Origin of the sequence: Amycolatopsis rubida (assembly GCF_900115345.1) — a bacterium.
GTDB lineage: Bacteria > Actinomycetota > Actinomycetes > Mycobacteriales > Pseudonocardiaceae > Amycolatopsis > Amycolatopsis rubida.
The window spans coordinates 25,921-43,503 of sequence record NZ_FOWC01000002.1 but is presented as its reverse complement, the minus strand read 5'-3'; the positions used below and the strand labels follow the sequence as shown (position 1 = coordinate 43,503).

At 69.6% G+C, this 17,583-nt stretch carries 19 protein-coding genes and 1 pseudogene; 6 read left to right on the top strand and 14 right to left on the bottom strand.

The features are described 5' to 3' along the window. Positions 1 to 55: 55 nt before the first annotated feature. Positions 56 to 505 carry a hypothetical protein gene (locus tag BM362_RS09095; protein WP_093572819.1) on the top strand — a complete coding sequence of 150 codons (450 nt, stop codon included), beginning with the start codon at positions 56 to 58 and terminating at the stop codon, positions 503 to 505. A gap of 5 nt (positions 506 to 510) precedes the next feature. Here the strand turns inward: BM362_RS09095 and BM362_RS47320 are convergent, their stop codons facing one another. Next, positions 511 to 666 carry a hypothetical protein gene (locus tag BM362_RS47320; protein WP_167545257.1) on the bottom strand — a complete coding sequence of 52 codons (156 nt, stop codon included), beginning with the start codon at positions 664 to 666 and terminating at the stop codon, positions 511 to 513. Between the two features lie 304 nt (positions 667 to 970). Beyond that, a complete protein-coding gene (locus tag BM362_RS47315) occupies positions 971 to 1,135 on the bottom strand; it encodes a hypothetical protein (RefSeq protein WP_157904885.1) in 165 nt (54 codons plus the stop codon). A gap of 376 nt (positions 1,136 to 1,511) precedes the next feature. Between BM362_RS47315 and BM362_RS09090 the strand changes: the two genes are divergently transcribed. Beyond that, the gene (locus BM362_RS09090; RefSeq protein ID WP_143132396.1) at positions 1,512 to 1,949 is read left to right on the top strand and encodes a COG1361 family protein; all 438 of its coding nucleotides are present in this window, start codon (positions 1,512 to 1,514) and stop codon (positions 1,947 to 1,949) included. Positions 1,950 to 2,030: 81 nt separating this feature from the next. Here the strand turns inward: BM362_RS09090 and BM362_RS09085 are convergent, their stop codons facing one another. The 8 genes and pseudogenes from BM362_RS09085 to BM362_RS09055 form a co-directional block, all read right to left on the bottom strand. Beyond that, complete coding sequence (locus BM362_RS09085) at positions 2,031 to 2,546, bottom strand: SRPBCC family protein (protein WP_093572818.1); 516 nt, start codon at positions 2,544 to 2,546, stop codon at positions 2,031 to 2,033. Between the two features lie 20 nt (positions 2,547 to 2,566). Next, a complete protein-coding gene (locus BM362_RS09080; protein ID WP_093572817.1) occupies positions 2,567 to 3,487 on the bottom strand; it encodes a VOC family protein in 921 nt (306 codons plus the stop codon). A 1-nt stretch (position 3,488) separates the two neighbouring features. Then, positions 3,489 to 4,340 (bottom strand): fumarylacetoacetate hydrolase family protein, encoded by an 852-nt coding sequence (locus BM362_RS09075; RefSeq protein ID WP_093572816.1) that lies wholly within the window; start codon positions 4,338 to 4,340, stop codon positions 3,489 to 3,491. Between the two features lie 13 nt (positions 4,341 to 4,353). Further along, positions 4,354 to 4,902, bottom strand: a complete 549-nt coding sequence (locus BM362_RS48770; protein WP_244287092.1) for a hypothetical protein — start codon at positions 4,900 to 4,902, stop codon at positions 4,354 to 4,356. Between the two features lie 43 nt (positions 4,903 to 4,945). Then, positions 4,946 to 5,014, bottom strand: a pseudogene (locus tag BM362_RS50465) (hypothetical protein); the annotation flags it as partial. 234 nt (positions 5,015 to 5,248) lie between these two features. Continuing rightward, entirely contained in the window at positions 5,249 to 6,190 is a 942-nt protein-coding gene (locus BM362_RS09065) for a LysR substrate-binding domain-containing protein (protein ID WP_093572815.1), read from the bottom strand. A 45-nt stretch (positions 6,191 to 6,235) separates the two neighbouring features. After that, the gene (locus tag BM362_RS09060; RefSeq protein WP_244287091.1) at positions 6,236 to 6,712 is read right to left on the bottom strand and encodes a DUF6130 family protein; all 477 of its coding nucleotides are present in this window, start codon (positions 6,710 to 6,712) and stop codon (positions 6,236 to 6,238) included. Between the two features lie 114 nt (positions 6,713 to 6,826). Next, positions 6,827 to 8,347 carry a tannase/feruloyl esterase family alpha/beta hydrolase gene (locus BM362_RS09055; protein WP_093572814.1) on the bottom strand — a complete coding sequence of 507 codons (1,521 nt, stop codon included), beginning with the start codon at positions 8,345 to 8,347 and terminating at the stop codon, positions 6,827 to 6,829. 113 nt (positions 8,348 to 8,460) lie between these two features. Between BM362_RS09055 and BM362_RS09050 the strand changes: the two genes are divergently transcribed. From BM362_RS09050 to BM362_RS09035, 4 genes are all read left to right on the top strand, one after another. Continuing rightward, the gene (locus BM362_RS09050; RefSeq protein ID WP_093572813.1) at positions 8,461 to 11,172 is read left to right on the top strand and encodes a helix-turn-helix transcriptional regulator; all 2,712 of its coding nucleotides are present in this window, start codon (positions 8,461 to 8,463) and stop codon (positions 11,170 to 11,172) included. A gap of 90 nt (positions 11,173 to 11,262) precedes the next feature. After that, positions 11,263 to 12,273 (top strand): alpha/beta fold hydrolase, encoded by a 1,011-nt coding sequence (locus BM362_RS09045; RefSeq protein WP_093572812.1) that lies wholly within the window; start codon positions 11,263 to 11,265, stop codon positions 12,271 to 12,273. Positions 12,274 to 12,357: 84 nt separating this feature from the next. Continuing rightward, complete coding sequence (locus BM362_RS09040) at positions 12,358 to 13,485, top strand: serine hydrolase domain-containing protein (protein WP_067580972.1); 1,128 nt, start codon at positions 12,358 to 12,360, stop codon at positions 13,483 to 13,485. 217 nt (positions 13,486 to 13,702) lie between these two features. Next, a complete protein-coding gene (locus BM362_RS09035; protein ID WP_244287090.1) occupies positions 13,703 to 14,461 on the top strand; it encodes a glycoside hydrolase family 75 protein in 759 nt (252 codons plus the stop codon). Positions 14,462 to 14,715: 254 nt separating this feature from the next. On the opposite strand, the gene BM362_RS49890 is transcribed toward BM362_RS09035, so the two are convergent. From BM362_RS49890 to BM362_RS47310, 4 genes are all read right to left on the bottom strand, one after another. Further along, positions 14,716 to 14,841 (bottom strand): hypothetical protein, encoded by a 126-nt coding sequence (locus BM362_RS49890; protein ID WP_280142718.1) that lies wholly within the window; start codon positions 14,839 to 14,841, stop codon positions 14,716 to 14,718. A 233-nt stretch (positions 14,842 to 15,074) separates the two neighbouring features. Beyond that, positions 15,075 to 16,427, bottom strand: a complete 1,353-nt coding sequence (locus tag BM362_RS09030) for an FAD-binding protein (RefSeq protein WP_167545256.1) — start codon at positions 16,425 to 16,427, stop codon at positions 15,075 to 15,077. Between the two features lie 94 nt (positions 16,428 to 16,521). Then, complete coding sequence (locus tag BM362_RS09025) at positions 16,522 to 17,166, bottom strand: carbonic anhydrase (protein ID WP_067581021.1); 645 nt, start codon at positions 17,164 to 17,166, stop codon at positions 16,522 to 16,524. A gap of 82 nt (positions 17,167 to 17,248) precedes the next feature. Beyond that, positions 17,249 to 17,413 carry a hypothetical protein gene (locus BM362_RS47310; protein WP_093572809.1) on the bottom strand — a complete coding sequence of 55 codons (165 nt, stop codon included), beginning with the start codon at positions 17,411 to 17,413 and terminating at the stop codon, positions 17,249 to 17,251. Positions 17,414 to 17,583 lie beyond the last annotated feature (170 nt).

The following is a 17,583-nucleotide window of genomic DNA, read 5'->3' as shown; positions in this document are numbered from 1 at the left end:
CGGGTTGACCGGATGCACGGTCCGCCGGGGTGGCCCGCGGCATAGGCTGGGCGGCGTGACCGGCCAAGCGCTGCTGGCTTTCCTTCGCGAGCTGCGGGCGACCACCGCGTGGACGGTGGCCGCCGACGACGCCTCGGTGCGATGGCGGCTCAGCGGGTTGACGTGGCAGGCCACGGTGATCGTCGACCGGCGCTGGCTCGGGGTGGAGTTCGAGGCACGGGACCCGGCGACCGGCAAGCTCGTCACATATGACATCGACACCGATCTGTACGACATCTCGCAGGAGGGCCAGCGCGAGTTCGCCGCGGAGATCGAACGCGACATCATCGAATTTCTCGGCAACCTGCGGAAGGGCTCGATGCTGCGCGGCACCGGCGGTGTGCTCGTCTTTCCGCTCGACGGTTCGTGGATCCGCGTCGTCCGCGGGCGGTTCCTGACCAGCGCGTCCGCGCACGCCGATCTGGCCGTGGCCCGGGGCAATGGCGACTACGTCGTGGTTCGGTGACGGCGCTACTGGTACTTCACGGGGTCGCCGTCGTCCAGCGGAGCGAGCCCGGTGTCGCGGAAGATCTGCAGCTCGCTGCCCAGGCTGAAGACGACCTGCGCGTCCGCGAGCAGCAGGACCCGGCTCATCACCGCGCGCTCGCCTTCGCCGGTGAAAAGCACGCGCAGGTAAAAGTGGATCGACGGTGATGAGCCGCCCTTCTCGCCAGAACACGGCCGTGCTGTTGCGGTCCAGCGCCGGGTACGTGGTGTAGTAATCGCGCGACAGCGGTCCGCCGAACAGCGTGTCGTTCTCGGCCAGGCCACGGAATCGCGAACGCATTCAGCGAATGTTTTCGGATTCGGGACCGCGAATGCCGCCGTTCCGATCGATCGGCAGCAAGGCGTGGCTGGGCCACTGTCGCACGGCCGTTCCGGCGCGATCGTGCCCGCGTGGTGCGGAAGATTCCGTAGCCCCGCCTGCCGATCAGGAATCCGCCAGGCACCCCGATGGCGCAGCGGCTGCGCGGGCCTGGGCGAGCACGGTCCCGTCGGCAGCGCCGAGGAAGAAGGTCACACCGATCCTGCTGCCGTCGTCGGCGAAACCGGCTGCGATGCGGTCCGCGGAGATCAGCAACTGCCAGTGCGCCACGGCGAGCGTCCGGGGCTCCAGTGGCGAGTCCGGGTCGGTGTCCTCCGGTTTCAGCGAGCCGAGCGGGGATGGTGACGCGCGTCCCGGCGGGCGATCCGCACTGTCTCGTTGACGCTGACCAGCGGCGGGTACGCATCGCCGTCAGCCCGGTGCTGCCACGCCCCGGAGCTGGCCGGGCACGCGATCGGCGAACAGTTCTCGCGCAACCGGCCCGATTCCCGCTATCATTTCCGGGCTTACCTCGACCTGCCGAGGTCTGGTCAATCCGGCTGGAAAGCGGCGAAATGCGGTACGGCCGAAAGAATGAGCAGCGGTGCGCCGAACGGCCGGGCGGGCTAATCCCTTTTGCCGAGAATGGAGCGGGTGATCAGCTGTCATGAGAAAAGCTGTTGTCGCACTGGTGTGTGTTCTTGCCCTGCTGGGAGCGGGTTCCGTCGCGAACGCCGACCCGGCGCCGTCGAGCACGGTGAGCGTCGCCCCGGCCAGTGTCGCGCCGGGCGCGGCCGTGACCTTCTCGGTCACCCTGTCGAACGCGGACGCCGACCCGCTGAAAGGCGGAAAGCTGGGCCTCGGCGTGGCGAACGGCGCGATCAATCAACTCTTCGACGTCAGCACCTGCGCGCTGTGCTACCAGGCCGGAAACACCATTCGCTACGACGTGGGCGACGTCCCGGTCAACGGCAGCAAAACCTTCACCTTCTCCATCGGGGTTTTCGCCAACGCACAGCACGGCCAGTATGTGATTGAGCACCAGTTCGTCGGCGACAATTACTCGTACGAGACGCTGGAAGGCCCGACGGTCACCGTCTCCTGACAGCGAGCGGAGGTCCGTGAGGGGAACCCTGAGGGTCAGATTCCCTCAGGGTTCCCCTCACGGACTCGGCGGGAGAGGGGATTACGCGGCGGTGCCCTCGATGTGCGCCTTCAGCAGTTCCAGCCCGGGCTGGATGCGGGCCGAGTCCTCCACCGGGTGCGGACCGGCCGGTTCGGTGGGCGGGACCAGCCGCTCGAACAGGCGGCAGAACAGGGTCGTCCCGTCGCCGAGGTCGAAGGTGGTGAAGGTGGCGATCGCGTGCATCGTCGGCGCCAGGGTTCCGTCGTCGAGCACGTCGCGGCCGACCACCGTCCACAGTTTGCCCGGGACCCGCGCGACGACGGTGTACAGCTTCGGCTTTTCGTTCAGGTCCGGCACAATGGTTTCGAGCAGCACGTCGCCGAGCTCCGCGGGGACGTCCGCCGTGCCGCGCCGGACTTCGGTTCCGGACGCCATCGGCAGCCACTTCGGCAGGTTCGACCAGGTGGTCGCCCAGTCGTAGACCTCCTGCGCCGGGCGGTCGACCACGATGCGGTTTTCGACGAAGCGGATGTTCAGGTTGTCCGGGATCTGCGGAACGTACAGTGCGGTGGACATGATTTTTCTCCTTTTCGGGGTTATTCGGGGGAATGCTGTCCGGTCATGAGCGCGCCGAGGTCGTCCGGTTCGAGGAACGACGGCGGCGGGGGCGGGCCCCAGCTGAACAAGCCCTGTGCGCCTTCGAAAACCTCCGGCGTCCAGATCTCGTCCTCGGGGACGCAGTCCATGTCGGCGTAGTACTCGCTGAAGTTGCCCGCCGGGTCTTTGAGGTACCAGAAGAAATTGGAACCCGCGTGATGGCGGCCGAGTCCCCAGACGTGCCGGTCGGGATGGCCGCTCAGCATCGCCGCGGCGCCGCGGCCGACGTCGTCGATGTCGTCGACCTGCCACGACGTGTGGTGCAGGAAGTTCACCGGCGCGGCGAGCGCCAGCACGTTGTGGTGATCGACCGAGCAGCGCATGAAGGCGCCCTTGTTCCCGATGTAGTCGCTGACTTTGAAGCCGAGCGCCTCGGTGAAAAAGCGCATGGTGGCGTCGAGATCGGTGGTGCCCACGACGCAGTGGCCGAGTTTCTTCGGGCGAATCGGGTGCTCGCGCAGCACACCGGGCGCGCGGCCGGACCGTTCGATGCGGCCGGGTCCGTTGTACGGCGTGGCCAAGACCGGTCGCTGGGTGATCCGCGGCGAAATCTCGACCCGGACGGTGAATCCGGAGACCGGCTCGATCGCACAGACCGCGGTGCCGGTCTCGGTGCAGACGACGCCGAGCCGGTTCAGGCGCGCCGCGGTCCGCGCGAGGTCGTCGGCGTCGTCGACTCCCACGCCGAGTTCGAGCAGCTGCCGGTAGGGCGCGTGCCGGACGCGCAGCTGCTCGCCGCCTTCGAGGGTGGTGAAGGATCCGTCGCCGACGTGGGTCAGTCCGAAATCGGCGTAGTAGGCAATGGTTTCCGCGACGTTCGGCACGCCCATCGTGACCCGGGTCAGCCGGTGCATCCCCATGTCAGGCCTCCGGTTCCGCGACGAAGGTCTGCCGCATTTCGCCGAGGCCGCCGATCCGGCTGACCAGCTCTTGCCCGGCCCGCAGGAATCGTTGCGGCGTGCGGCCGACGCCCACTCCGGAGGGCGTCCCGGTGAACACGAGATCGCCCGGATACAGGGTGATCGTCCGGGACAGCGCGGAGATCAGCTTCCCGACCGGGAAGATCAGCTCGCCGGTCCGGCTGTCCTGCACGGTCTCGCCGTCGACCGCGCACGACAGCGCCAGGTCGTCCCGGTCCGCCAGTTCGTCCGGCGTGACCAGCCACGGCCCGACCGGGGCGAAGTCCGGGAAAGACTTGCCGAGGCTGAACTGCGGGGCCGGGCCGGCCAGCTGCGAGACGCGTTCGGAGAGGTCCTGCCCGATCGTCACCCCGGCGATGTGCTCCCACGCTTCGGCTTCCTCGACGCGGTGGGCGGTCCGGCCGACGACCGCGACGAGTTCCACCTCCCAGTCGACGTTGCCTCCCGGCGGCAGGACGACCTCGGCGTCGGGACCGGTCAGCGAGGAAACGAACTTGGTGAACACCGGCGGAAGGCCGCCGGGAGCGGCGAAACCGGACTCCGCGGCGTGCGCGTCGTAGTTGAGCCCGATCGCGACGATCTGCCGCGGGGCGGGGGAGGGCGGACCCAGCTGGGCACGGGTGAAGGCGACGTCGGGTTCGGCGGTGAGCTTTCTCGCCCAAGCCTGGAATTCGGGCCAGTTCCGGTAAACGGAGCCGAGGCCGAAGAGGCCGCCGGATGCCCTGGCGACGTCGATTCCCTTGTCCGCTGCGGTCAGCAGGACGGCCTGGCCGTCCACATTGGCCAGTTTCACGGTTTTCTCTTTTCTAGGAGCAGAGCGTCAGATTGGTCCGGACGGCGAGGGGGAGACTGACGACGAGGCCGGTCCCCTCGGCCCGGGTGCGCGGGCCGGGTGATCCCGTCCCGGCGGAATCGGCGGCGAGCACGTCGTCGCGGAACAGTTTCCAAGGCCGGTCGACGTTGCCGATCCGCAGCGTCACGTCGGCCGGTTTCCCGGCCACCCGGCGCAAAGTCAGTGCCAGCAACGGCTTTTCCCGGTCGTACCAGGAACGGAGAACCTCGGCCGCGCCCTCGATCGCGGTCACGCCGGGCTCGCGGAAGTGTTCCGCGGTCCACGGGTGGTGGTACATCTTCCACAGCCCGTCCTGGACGTTCAGCCGGGCGTTGCCGGTCAGCCGGTCCGTGAGGATCATGGTGCCGTTCTCGTCGAACGACCAGTCCTCGCGCGGGTAGAACAGGCCGCCGTTCCCCCGGGCCGGGTTCAGGTAGGCGTCGGCGTAGCCGAGCAGGTCGCGCAGGTTCTCTTGGTCGCCGGCCGTCCGGTTCGCCGACGCGGCGGGCGGCCAGAAAAGCACGCAGGGCCTCCGGGGTGTCGCGTTCCGGATAGACCGTTACGTCAAGGGCCTGTACGCGATTCCCGAGTTCGTCGAGCGCCCGGTCGATCCGAGCCGAGGCCGGCGGGCACACGGTCTGGCAATGCGTAATGCCGAAAAGACGAGCAGGTATTTTCCGAAATAGGACCGTTCGGTGACCGCGGTGCCGGAATCGTCGATCAGCCGGAAACTTCCGCCGACTGTCGGAACCGGGCGCGTAATCGTCGCGGAACCGGAACCGGCAGGGGTGCGGCAGGAGGAATTCATTTCCATGACGCACACGCTAGGAGGCGTGGCCATGCCCGTCCAATACCGCGTTGGCGCTCGACTATGTCGGTGGGGCATAGCCGGTGATCGCCGCCCGGATGTCGGCCGCCACCTCGTCCAGTTTTCGCATCATGAGCAGCATCGTCGGGGTGAGCTGCCTGCCCGCGGGCAGCGTGACGCCGACCGATTCCACGATGCCCAGGTCGATCGGCAGCGCGGCCAGCTCCGGTTCGGTCTCGGCGACCAGCTGCGGCATCACGACCAGGGTGTCGGTCTCCCGCGCGATCGCGCGCACGGCCAGGAACGAACCGCATTCGATGCGGTTGGCCGGGGTCGAGAGGCCGCGGCTCAGGAGATGTTCCTCCAGCTGCCGTCGCTGCGGGTTGTCGGCGGGCGGCAGCGACCAGAGCTCGCCGATCAGGTCGGCGATCGTGAGTCCCGGCCGCCGGTGCGCGGGATGCTGGCTGCGCGCGACCACGCGCGCGGGCTCGTAGTAGAGGTGGTGCTGGCGCAGCCGGTCGTTGCTCGCTGGTTCGAGCGTGCCGACGACCAGGTCGACGTCGCCCGCGAGCAGCGCTTCGTACAGCGCTTCCGGGCCGCCGTGCCGGATGATGACGGTGAGGTCTGGCGCGACCGCTTTCACTCGCGCGACCGCGCGGGGCAGCAACACGCTCGCCCCGGCGAGGAAAGTCCCGATCGTGACGGTGCCGGCGTGGCCGTCGGCCAGCTCTTCGAGATGCCGCCCGGCCTGGCGGAGTTCGGCGAGCACTGCCCGGGCGTGGTCGACGAAGACCTCGCCGAACAGCGTCGCCGTCATCCCGCGCGGGCCGCGTTCGAACAGTTCGACCTTGAGGATCGACTCGAGTTCGCGCAGCCCGCGGGTCAGCACCGGCTGCGTGACGTGCAGCCGTTCGCCCGCGGCGACCAGCGAGCCCTGTTCGGCGATCGCCACGACGTAGCGCAGATGGCGCAGCTTGAGCCTGCCGTCGACGAGATCGGTCATCGGGCACGCTCGGCTGGTCGCATGCGCTCGATTCTGCCGGTCCGCTCAGTGGTGGCCGCCCACCGGCACGACGAAACTGACGGTTTTGCTGTCCAGGACCTGGTGTGTCGGGTCGGCCAGCCCGATCCACACCTTGTGCGGGCCGGGCGGCAGCGCCTGGATGATCAGCGGTTCCCCGCTCCCGTCTGCCCAGTGCCATGGCGCGTCGTCGACCGTGACGTGGATGTGGCCGATGCGCGGGGAGACCTCGAGTGCGGCCGGGCCGTAGACCGGGACGATGCGCAGGTTTTCCGCCCGGTAGCGCAGGACGACCAGGCCCTTCGCGAGCTGCTCCGGCAAGGGCGCGTCGACGGCGAGCGCGGGCGGCGGCTGGGACGGCAGCGGTACGACGGGGGCGGGCGGCCACCCCGGGGCCGCGGCGGGAGGAGGGGCAGAGGCGACCGGAGGCGCGGCGGAGGCGGAGCACGCGGTCGCCAGCAAAACGGCTGAACCGAGGATCGCGGCGCGAAGAAAATGCGGCATGGAAAGAAACCTAGGCGGCTGTTGATCATTTTCGCGTCTGTCAGGTGACCGCATCGCGGTAAGTCGTGCGGGAAGTGCCGTGCGTGCCGCTGGGGTCGGCACGCACGGCACAGGTCAGCGGCAGCGGTAGCTGGACGCGACGGCGGGGTCGCCGTAGCCCTTGTACCGCGAGACCCGCGGGTACGCGCACAGGTCGCGGGTTCGCTTCCCGTCCGCGGTCGCGGCCGCCAAGGCGGCCGGGGCCTTGCCGTGCTCGACCCAGTCGACCAGCGCGCCGAGCGGGTTCGCGGGCGTCGCGCCCGTCCCGCCGCCGCAGTGTTCGACGCCGGGCGCCAGGAACAGCCGGTAGAAGTCGTTCACCCGGTGGGAGCCGCCCATCGCCCGTTCGACCTCGGCGCGGTAGCGCAGCGTGCCGCCGGGCGGGATGAGCTGGTCGTCCGTGCCGACGAAGGTCAGCAGCTTGCCGCCGGTCCGGTGGAAGGCCGACAGGTCCGGGTCGGCGGTGCCGATGACGTCGTCGTACTCCCGCACCGACTGGCGGAACACCTGGGCGAACTGGGCGTAGCTGAGCTTCGAGACGTCGAAACCTGCCTGTTTGGCGACGAACGACTGGACCCAGCTGACCGCGACCGGGAACCCGGTGGCGTACGGGCTGTCGCCGGTTCCGGCCAGCCAGGTGAAATCGGCGCCCTTCGGGAGGCCGTCCCACAGCTTCCGGCCGCGTTCGTCGGCCGGCCCGGCCCAGATCTTGCGCATGACGTCGGCGTCCTTGGCGGTGACGGCGATTTCCTCGCCGTCGCAGCTGACCTTCGTGCCGATCAGCGAACGCGGGTCGTAGCTGCATTCGTCCGGCCGGTCGACGATGCCGTTTTCGACGCCGTCGTCCGCGTCGCACGCCTTGACCGCGGCCTGCCGGAACGCGGTGAAGACACAGGCGCTCGGGAAGTCGTGCTCCTGATTCATCACGACCTGCGGCCAGAGCGTCGCGACCGCGAACTGCGTCCAGTGGACCGCGGGCGCGTTCGCCAGGACGCCGTCGAAGTCGCCGGGGTAGTTCTGCGCCTCGGAGTAGCCCTGGCGGCCGCCGGTCGAGCAGCCGTTCCAGTACGAATAGGTCACCGGCCGGTGGTAGAACCGCTGGGTGACGTCCTTGCCGAGCAGCGCGGCCTCGTGCACCGATCGGCTGGCGAAGTTTGTCAGCAGCGGCCGGTTGACCTTGCCGGGCGCGGTCAGCGCCCACGAGGTGTCGAGTTCGGTCAGGACGCCGGCGTCGGTGGTCACGCCCGCGTAGCCGTCCTTGGCGGCCTGGGCCAGCGGAGCGCCGAAGTTCCCGGCGGCGTACGCGCTTCCGCCGACCGCCTGGAGCCGTCCGGTCCAGCCCGTCTGCGGCAGGGCCACCCCGACCTTGACGTGGTCATTGGCCCCGAAATGGGTGAGCGTGACGGTGATTTCGCAGTAGCCGGGCTGGGGTTCGGCCCGCACCGATTCGATCTTGGCGCCGCTGGGCGCGGTGACCGGCACAGTGGCGCAGGCGGTGGTTCCGGCCGCGGCGGCGCTGGGCGCGAGCTGGGTGACGGTGGCCGCCAGCAGCGCCGCGAGCGGCAACGCCGAGAGAAGTGTTCGGGTGCGTCTCATCGCTTTCCTTTGTGGAGGGTCGCTTTCGTCTGAAGCTAAGACAGTCGCCGCACCCCTCGCGCCCGTCGGACGACGCCGTTGACGTACGTCGTCTCCCGGTATCGTCAGGGATCATGACGCTGCGCGGACGGGACGCCGAGCTCAAGGAGCTGACCGAGCTGGTGGACGGCCCGGCAGGACGCGTCGGCGTCCTCATCCGGGGCGAGGCGGGCATCGGGAAGTCCGCGCTGGCCGCCGCGGCGGCCGCGGCGGCGTCGGTCGCGGGGACGCGGGTGCTGCGGACGACCGGCGCCGTGGCCGAACAAGACCTCGCGTACGCCGGGCTGCACCAGCTTCTGCACCCCATTCGCGCAGGTGTGGCCGGGTTGCCCGGGCCGCAACGGACGGCGCTGGAGACCGCGCTCGGGCTCGCGGACGGACCGGAACCCAGCGCTTACCTGGTCGGGCTCGCCGCGCTGACGCTGCTGGCCGACAGCGCCGCCGCGAAACCGGTGCTGGTTGTCGCCGAGGACGTCCACTGGCTCGATCGCGCCAGCGCGGACGTCCTGGCTTTCCTCGCCCGGCGGATCGAGACCGAACCGGTCGCCCTGCTCGCGACGCTCCGGGACGGCTCCGGTCCGCTGCTGGACGCCGGGCTCTCCCTGATGCCGCTCGATCGCCTTCCCGACGACGCCGCCGCGGAGCTGCTGGACTCGGTCGCGCCCCGGCTCGACCCGATGGTCCGTACCCGGCTGCTCGCCGAGTCCGCGGGCCATCCGCTCGCGCTGACCGAGCTTCCGGCGGCGGTGGCTGACCTCGACGTGCTCGATCCGGTCCTGCCGCTGACCGAACGGCTTGCGCGGACCTTCGCCTCCCGGGTCGCGACGCTGCCGGAACCCACCCGTGCCGCGCTGCTGGTCGCGGCGCTCAACGAGACCGGGTCGATCGCCGAAACCCTTGCCGCGACGGGGGTCCTGCTCGGCGCACCGGTCGAACCCGAGATGCTGAGCCCCGCTGTCGACGCTCGGCTGGTCGAGTTCGCGGTCGGTTGCCTCACCTTCCGGCATCCGCTGATGCGGTCGGCCATCCCCGCCGCGGCGACGCTCAGCGACCGCCGGCGGGCGCAGCTCGCGCTGGCCGAGACGGTCCGCGAACAGCCGGATCGGCGCGCCTGGCACCAAGCGCGGGCAGCCGCCGGTCCGGACGAAACCGTGGCCGCGGCCTTGGAATCGGCCGCCGGCCGAGCGAGGCGGCGAGGCGGGGCGGACGCGGCGATCGCGGCTCTGGAGCAGGCCGCGCAGCTCAGCGAAGACCCGGACGCGCGAGCGGATCGGTGGCTGCGAGCCGCCGAACTGGCGGTCGTGTCCGGTCGCCGCGAGACCGCCGAACGGCTGGTGCGCGAAGCCAGGAACGGGCCGCTTTCCGCGCGCCGGAGGGCCACCGCGAGCCAGTTGCTCAGCGGTTTCGAGGACGGCGTCCGCGAGGATCCCGCCCGGATCGGGGAGCTGGCGGCACTCGCCGAATCCGTCGCCGCCGACGGGCAGGACGACGCCGCGATGCGAATCCTGTGGGGCGCGGCGATGCGGTGCTTCTGGGCCGAACCCGGCGCGACGGCCCGCCGGACGCTCCTGGACGTCGCTGACGAGCTGCCCATTCCGGACGACGACCCGCGCCTGATCGCGGTCGCCGCGTACGTCGCGCCGTTCGAGCGAGGCGCCGCAGTGCTGGAACAGCTTCGGGTGCTCGTGGGCGCGACCGGGGCGGATCCGGAAACCGACCGGTACCTGGGCAGTGCGTCCTTGCAGGTAGGCGCTTTCGACCTGGCTGCCCGCTTCTCGACGGCCGCGGTGCCGGGCTTGCGGGCGCAGGGCAGGCTCGGGTTGTTGCCGCGGGCGTTGGCCGTCCAGGCGTGGAGCCGGGTCCGGCTCGGCGACCTGGCCGGGGCCGCGCCGTCCGCCGCGGAGGCCGTTCGGCTCGCGCGGGAGACCGGGCAGCCGTTCATGGGCGGGCTGGCGCTGGCGGTCCAGGCCGAGATCGCCGCGCTTCGCGGTGAGCACAAGCAGGCCACCGCCCTCGCCGACGAGGCCGAACGCGCCGGGCTCGCCGCCGGAGCGCGTCCGGTGCTGGCCACCGTCCAGCTCGCCCGCGGGCTCGTGGCGTTGAGCGAAGGCCGGTACGAGGACGCGTTCGCCGACCTGCGCCGGTTGCTCGACCCCGCCGATCCGGCTTACCAGCTGGCCCTGCGCGCGTACTGCGTCGCGGAGCTGACCGAAGCCGCCGTCCGGGCGGGGCAAGCGGACGCGATGCGGGAAATCCTGGCTGAGCTGGAGCGGCTGGGCGCCGCGACTCCGGCGCCGGCGTTGCACATCGGACTCCGGTACGCGCGGGCCGTGCTAGCTGCCAAGAAAACCGCCGAAGACCTGTTCACGGAGGCTTTGCGGGCGGACCTGAGCGGTTGGCCTGCCGAACGCGGCCGGGTCCACCTGGCCTTCGGCGAGTGGTTGCGCAGGCAGCGCCGCGTCGTGGAATCGCGGGCGCACCTGCGTACCGCACGGGAGACTTTCGACGCGCTCGGCCTGACGGCGTGGGCCGAGCGGGCGCGGCGCGAGTTGCGCAGCGCGGGGGAGTCGAGCCCGAACCGGAGCCCAGACGCCCGCGACAAGTTGACGCCGCACGAGCTGAGCATCGCGCAGCTGGCCGCCGAAGGCCTGACGAACCGCGAGATCGGGCAGCGGCTCTATCTTTCGCACCGGACCGTCGGGACCCATCTGCACCGGATTTTCCCGAAGCTCGGCGTGAGCTCCCGCGCTGAACTGGCCGACGCGGTGAAGACACTCGGCGGCTGACTTACCTCGGTTGCGTCATCCGACGGGCGCGGGCGGCGGCCGGGCTGCTTAGCGTCGAGGCCGTCCCACGGTCTTGCCCCAGGAGTTCAGATGATCAGCAGGAGACGATTCACCCAGGTGTTCGCGGCCGGGGTGGCGGCGACCTCGCTCGCCGCCTGCTCCTCGCCGCCCGCGGCCCCCGATTTACGGGCGGGTTCGGGCGAGCACACCTCGCTGGGCACGATCAAGCACGCCGACGCCGGTGTCGTGAGCATGGCGTACGCCGAATTCGGCCCGGCGGACGGCAAGCCGGTGATCCTCCTGCACGGCTGGCCGTATGACGCCCACAGCTACGCCGATGTCGCGCCCTTGCTTGCCGCGCAAGGGTTCCGGGTGCTCGTCCCGTTCCTGCGCGGGTTCGGTCCGACGGTGTTCAAGTCCGCCGAGACGGTTCGCAACGGGCAGCAGACGGCCATCGCGCTCGACGTCGTCGCGCTGATGGACACGGTGAAAATCGGCAAAGCGATCCTCGGCGGATACGACTGGGGTTCCCGGACGGCCGCGGTGATCGCGGCGCTGTGGCCCGAGCGGTGCCAGGCGGTCGTCCCGGTCAGCGGGTACATCGTCGCCGACCTCAAGACGAACCTCCAGCCGCTGCCCCCGGCCGCCGAACTGGGCTGGTGGTACCAGTACTACTTCGCGACCGAGCGCGGCCGCGCGGGTTACGCGGCGAACCGGCACGACTTCGCCAAGCTGATCTGGAAGACCGCTTCGCCGACCTGGCATTTCGACGACGCGACCTACAACCGCAGCGCCGCGGCGTTCGACAACCCGGACCACGTCGCGATCGTCATCCACAACTACCGCTGGCGGCTCAGTCTCGCCCCCGGCGAACCGCAGTACGAGGCGCACGAACAGAAACTCGCCGCGGGCGCGACCATCGGCGTCCCGGCGATCACGCTGGCCAGCGACTTCGACGGTGCGGCCAAGGACGGCAGGGGCTACCGCGCCAGGTTCACCGGAAAGTACGAGCACCGGATCCTCGACGGCATCGGGCACAACGTGCCGCAGGAGGCGCCGCGGCCGTTCGCGCGGGCGATCGCGGACGCGGCCAAGCTCTGAGGATTCATCGAGGTTTGATCGAGAGCGAATACGGTGCGCACGCCTCTCGCCGGGAACCCGGCGACCGCCGAGCTGAGGAGTGCGATGAGACGCAAAGCTTTCGGAGCCGTCGCGGTGGCCGTGGCGGCCGCCTTGACCGGCCTGGCCGGCCCGGCTTCGGCGGAGACCCCCGCCGAAATCCTCCAAGCGGGAGCCCAGGCCGGCGTCAGCGCGGGATACCCCGGCGTGATCGGACTCGTCCGGAACGGCGAAAGCACGCAGTACATCCACGCCGGGTACGGAAACCTCACCACCAAGACCCCGGCGGACCCGAAAGCGCAGTTCCGGATCGGCAGCGACACCAAGGCGTTCACCGCGGCGGTCCTGCTGCGATTGGAAGCCGAAGGCAGGCTCTCCCTCGACGACACCGTCGCCCGCTGGCTGCCCGGCGCGGTGAACGGCAACGGGAACGACGGAACCAAGATCACCGTCCGGCAGGTGCTGCACCAAACCTCCGGGCTGCCGGACTACGCGGGCGACTCGCGGTTCCTCGACTCCTACGTCGCGAACACCAATCCGCGCCAGGCGTGGCCGTCGCAGACGCTGGTGGACATCGCGACGTCGCATCCCTCCTTGAGCGCGCCGGGCGCGGCGTTCCACTACTCGAACACCAACTACGTCCTCGCCGGCATGGTGATCAAGGCGGTGACCGGGAACGAACCGGCCGCCGAGATCCAGCGGCGGGTCTTCGAGCCGCTCGGGCTGGGCAACACCTCGTTCCCGGCCGCCGACCCCGGCCTGAGCGGCAATCACCTGAACGGCTACTACATCTCGCTCGGCGTGTTCTACAACGACTTCACCGTCTCGAATGTGCAGGCGTTCGGTACCGCGGGCGCCATTGTGTCCACAGAGGACGATCTGGCGACGTTCGAACGCGCGCTGTTGAGCGGAAAGCTCCTGCCGCCGCAGCAGCAGACCGAGCTGAAGACGACGGTGCCGGCCGACACCGCGGGCAACCGGTACGGGCTGGGAATCGGCCTGTCGCCGACGGCCTGCGGACTGGCGTGGAATCACAGCGGCGGCGTGCTCGGGTACTACAACCTGTGGCTGACCAGCGACGACGGCAGCAAGCAGGTGCTGGTCGCGGCCAACGAGAACCATCTGGCCGGAGCGGCGACCCGAGGCCAGACCACGCTCGGCAACGCCGCGCTGAAGTCCTACTGCGCTTCCTAGCCCCTCCGCTGGTCCGTGAGGGCCACCCTGAGGGTGGCCCTCACGGACAGTCCGCCGGGAGGGGGGGAGTTCCGGTCAGCGGCACCTGTCCCGCGTGGATTCCCAGCACCAGGGGGCCGCTGCGGATTTTCTCCAGCTCACCTCGTGACAGCGGCCGGTCACGGATGGTTCACTATGTTAGGAAGTTTTCCTAATGAAGGCTGGAGGTCGCCCGGTCATGTCATCCTCCCGTAGGCGTTTCGCTGTGGTCGGCGCCGCTCTGGCGCTCGCCGTACCGCTCGCGGTCAACTCCGCGCACGCGGAAACCGCCGATGCCGCCGCCAAGTCCTATACGGCCGCGCAGGTGCTGGCCGGCGTCAAGAAGAACAGCACGGACGCGAACAAGGTCAATTCCAAACCGCACATCAACACCATGACGCGGGCCAAGAACGTCAACGTCTACCAGGTGGCGAAGGGCGTCTACGCCTACGGTTCCGGGCTGGCCGTCGACACCGACGGCAGCGACCCCGACCCCGATCCCGACCACCAGGGTTCGACGACTTTCAAGGACAGCAACGGAAAGTCGCTCGGCGCGCACCATGTGCCGTTCTACGTCCTCGGCGACGACTGCTACGACAAGAAGAGCCCTTGCCCGCATTTCTTCTACAAGGAACACGGCATCAAGGGCCGTCAGTTCGCGCTGATATTCTACAAGAGCAAGGTGATCGGCGCGATCTTCGGCGACACGCAGACCGCGAACGACCAGGACACTTCGGACAACGACTCGCGAGAATTGGGCGAGGCGTCGGTGAAGGCGGCTTCGCTGCTCGGCATGAACAGCAGCGGCACTGACGGCGGCGTTGACAACGGCGTGACGGTGGTGATCTTCTCCGGTTCGGACTGGGTCGTGAACGGCACCAACTCCAACCTGAACGCGACTGCCCAGGGCATGGTCACCAAGGCGCTGGACAGCCTCGGCGCGAGCATGGGCATCTGATTTCGGCGCTGCGGAAGGTCTGTGAAGGGCCCCTTGCGGGAATCAGATTCCCGCAAGGGGCCCTTCACGGACATCGGCCCGGCCTCAGCGCGTCCGCCGTTCGACGTGTTTCCGCAGACGGCTGGCGAAGAACGACCAGATCTCCCGGTCCGCGTCATCGAACTGATGTCGAGGTTGTGTCTTTCGGCGTCCTCGACGGAACTGAAGTGGACCGGCGCGAGCGGGACGACCGCGCGGATCCGCACCCTGGCGGGCTATTCGGGCGCGTGCTTGTCGGAGGCCTGCCACAGCTCCAGGCGGTTGTCGACCAGATGGGCGCGCGAGTAGCAGTCCTCGTCGCCGAACAGGTACGCGTTGATGGCGTTGGCGCTGATCGACACGACGATGAGGCCCCCGCTGGGCCGGCTTCTCGCCAAGGCAGTCGTAGCCGCGGAAACTCGGCAGCGATCACTGTCCAGGCAACTCGACCAGCTGCCGCGACGGCCACCGTGGCCAGCACCGGCGCGGCGACGGCCGGGCGAAGGAAAGCCATGCCGCTCAGGGTGCCGAGCCAGGGGCACGGACTCGTGAGCGCCGGAGGAACGTGCCCACCCGCTGCCCGGCGAGTCCCGAATCACGGTTTCCGGGCTTGCTGCGTCTCCGCTTCCCGGCTTGTCGCGCGCGGGCCATAGCGGGTCTTGGCTTCAGCGATCAATTGACGCGCTTCACCGAGATGATTCCGCCAATCGTTCTCCGTGAAGGGAATCGCGCCCACTGGATAACTGGTACCACCGAGTTCCGCGGCAGTGTCGTACCAGCGACGATTGCTCTCCACCATCTGCTCGGCGGCAGCTCCGGTCGCCGCGTAGCGGAGTGCCGCGACGAGGAAGACCGTCGGCGCGTCCGGTACGCGGAAGAGGGGCGTGGTGAGCACGTCGGCGGGAACGGGATAGGTCAGGATCAGCCCGGAATCTCCCAGGTCGGCGCGGGTGAGGCCGGACATGATTCCGTCGAGGAAAGTGCCGGTGGCGCGGTCGGGCAGGAACAGATTGGCCCAGGGATGAGGCGCACGCCATTCGCCGGTGGTTTCGAGATAACCGACGGTTTCGTCGAGCCGGGCGGCGAACTCCGCATAACTGAGGTCTTCGGTCTTGTCCCGAGCCGCGTCGAAGCCGAGGCCGTCGAGCAAGGCGTCGTCCGGTTCCGCGGGCGGAGTGTGGAAAGCGGCGACGTCGAGCAGATGGAGCCAGCCCGCCTCGCCGGGAATGATCTGTCCTTGAAGAAAGTCGAACCGGCGCTCGCGGAGGAGTTTCCGTTGCTGCGCGCGCAGTTCGGCCGCGGTCGGGTAGTAAACCTTGATCCGCCGCACCCGGGCCGGCGCGGGAATGAGGGGAATGGTCGCGCGCACGATCACCCCGCATCGCCCGAACCCGGCGAGCACTGCTGCGAAAAGGTCCGGTGCTTCGGTCGGTGAACAGGTCCGCAGTACCCCGTCGCCGGTGACGACGTCGAGGGACAGCACGTTGTCGGTCTGCGCCCCGTACCGGTGACTCGTGCCGCCGATCCCGCCGACGGACAACGTCCCGCCGACGGAGAGGCCGAGATAGTCGGTGAGGACGCGGGGCGTCAACCCGTGCCGGAGAGTGGCCGCCAGGAGTTCGGCCCACGTCGCACCGGCATCGACGACTACGCGGTCGTCGCTGATGTCGTGCACCGTACCGAGACCACTGAGGTCGAGCACGATGCCGGAAGCGGACTGGGCCTGGCCCATGCCGGTGTGGCCTTGTCCTCGTGGCGTGACGGAAAAACCGTGCTCCGCGGCGAAACGGAGGACCGCGCTGACATCTCGTGACGAGCTGACCCGCGCGACGGCCGACGGGGGGCGGGAGACGATCCCGCCGAAGTCGGCAGCGGCGTAGGCGATTTCCCGCGGGTCGGTGGACAGCGTGCCCTCGAACTGGAGTCCTGCGAAGGGTTGCTCGGGCATGCACTGCCTCCCGGTGTCCGTCCATTGAGCGCGCCGCATCGGCCACGGTAGCCCGGGGAACGCGGTTCCGGTTCCGCGGCCGAAGCGCGCGTGGTCAGGACACCGACTTGGCGGCGGAGGCGTCGACTCCGCGCGCCGCCACTACTTCGGCGCTGCCGTCGGCCAGCCGGTAACGCAGGCCGACCACAGCGGCCCGGCCGTCCGCGACCCGGTCGGCGAGCACGCGGGAGCGATCCAGCAGCAGGTCGACGGTGTGCTTGACGTGCTCAGCCAGAATCTCGTGCGGTTCGACCCGTCCCGCGGCCCGCGCGGCGAGGACGCTGGGTGTCACCTTCTCGACGACATCGCGGACATATCCGACCGGCGCGAGTCCGTCTTCGAGAGCCGCGCGCGCCGCGCCGACGGCACCGCACGAATCGTGGCCGAGGACGACGACGAGCGGGCAGTCCAGCAGGTCGACGCCGTACTCGATGCTGCCCAGGACCTCCCCGCCGATCACCTGGCCCGCGGTGCGCACGACGAACAGGTCGCCGAGGCCGCGGTCGAAGATGATCTCGGCGGCGAGGCGCGAGTCGGAACACCCGAACAGGACCGCGAACGGATGCTGATTAGGCGCGATCGCCGCCCGGCGGGCAGCGTCCTGGTTGGGGTGCTCCGGGGCGCTGCTGACGAAGCGGTGGTTGCCTGCCATCAGCAGGTCGAACGCTTCCTGCGGAGTCGGCGGTGTCGTGTCGGCCATGGCCTCAGCCTAAACCGGCCGTGGTGGCGATCGGTGTTGCGATCGTCTCGCCGGGCGCAGGTTTCGACCGGGCCGGAGCGGGTCAGCGCCCCCGGCCGAGCGCGGCCCGTTTGACGAAGCCGACCGCGGCGGTCGCCAGGAACAGGACCGCGCCCACGACGACGAGCCAGAACAGGCCTTTGATCACCACCCCGAGCACGATGCACACCAGCCAGATCACCAGAAGCAGACCGAGCAGTGCCAGCATGGAGCCCTCCTGACCGTTCGCCGGGAAACCGCGGTTCTCCGGAGGGATACCCCAACGAGGCCGGGCTATGCGAAGGTCCGGGTGTTTGGCGGAGGCGGGTTTCGCGATCAGCCCCGCGATGGGACGTCGTGCGGGACGCCGGCAGCGGCATGACCTGGCCGGCATCGTCC

Excerpts from the sequence above, each read along its gene's own strand:
- BM362_RS09060 (WP_244287091.1), bottom strand. The coding sequence starts at position 6,712 with ATGCCGCATTTTCTTCGCGCCGCGATCCTCGGTTCAGCCGTTTTGCTG.
- BM362_RS09090 (WP_143132396.1), top strand. The coding sequence starts at position 1,512 with ATGAGAAAAGCTGTTGTCGCACTGGTGTGTGTTCTTGCCCTGCTGGGA.
- BM362_RS09085 (WP_093572818.1), bottom strand. The coding sequence starts at position 2,546 with ATGTCCACCGCACTGTACGTTCCGCAGATCCCGGACAACCTGAACATC.
- BM362_RS09035 (WP_244287090.1), top strand. The coding sequence starts at position 13,703 with ATGTCATCCTCCCGTAGGCGTTTCGCTGTGGTCGGCGCCGCTCTGGCG.
- BM362_RS09055 (WP_093572814.1), bottom strand. The coding sequence starts at position 8,347 with ATGAGACGCACCCGAACACTTCTCTCGGCGTTGCCGCTCGCGGCGCTG.
- BM362_RS09025 (WP_067581021.1), bottom strand. The coding sequence starts at position 17,166 with ATGGCCGACACGACACCGCCGACTCCGCAGGAAGCGTTCGACCTGCTG.
- BM362_RS09045 (WP_093572812.1), top strand. The coding sequence starts at position 11,263 with ATGATCAGCAGGAGACGATTCACCCAGGTGTTCGCGGCCGGGGTGGCG.
- BM362_RS09080 (WP_093572817.1), bottom strand. The coding sequence starts at position 3,487 with ATGGGGATGCACCGGCTGACCCGGGTCACGATGGGCGTGCCGAACGTC.
- BM362_RS09040 (WP_067580972.1), top strand. The coding sequence starts at position 12,358 with ATGAGACGCAAAGCTTTCGGAGCCGTCGCGGTGGCCGTGGCGGCCGCC.
- BM362_RS09050 (WP_093572813.1), top strand. The coding sequence starts at position 8,461 with ATGACGCTGCGCGGACGGGACGCCGAGCTCAAGGAGCTGACCGAGCTG.
- BM362_RS09030 (WP_167545256.1), bottom strand. The coding sequence starts at position 16,427 with ATGCCCGAGCAACCCTTCGCAGGACTCCAGTTCGAGGGCACGCTGTCC.
- BM362_RS09065 (WP_093572815.1), bottom strand. The coding sequence starts at position 6,190 with ATGACCGATCTCGTCGACGGCAGGCTCAAGCTGCGCCATCTGCGCTAC.
- BM362_RS47310 (WP_093572809.1), bottom strand. The coding sequence starts at position 17,413 with ATGCTGGCACTGCTCGGTCTGCTTCTGGTGATCTGGCTGGTGTGCATC.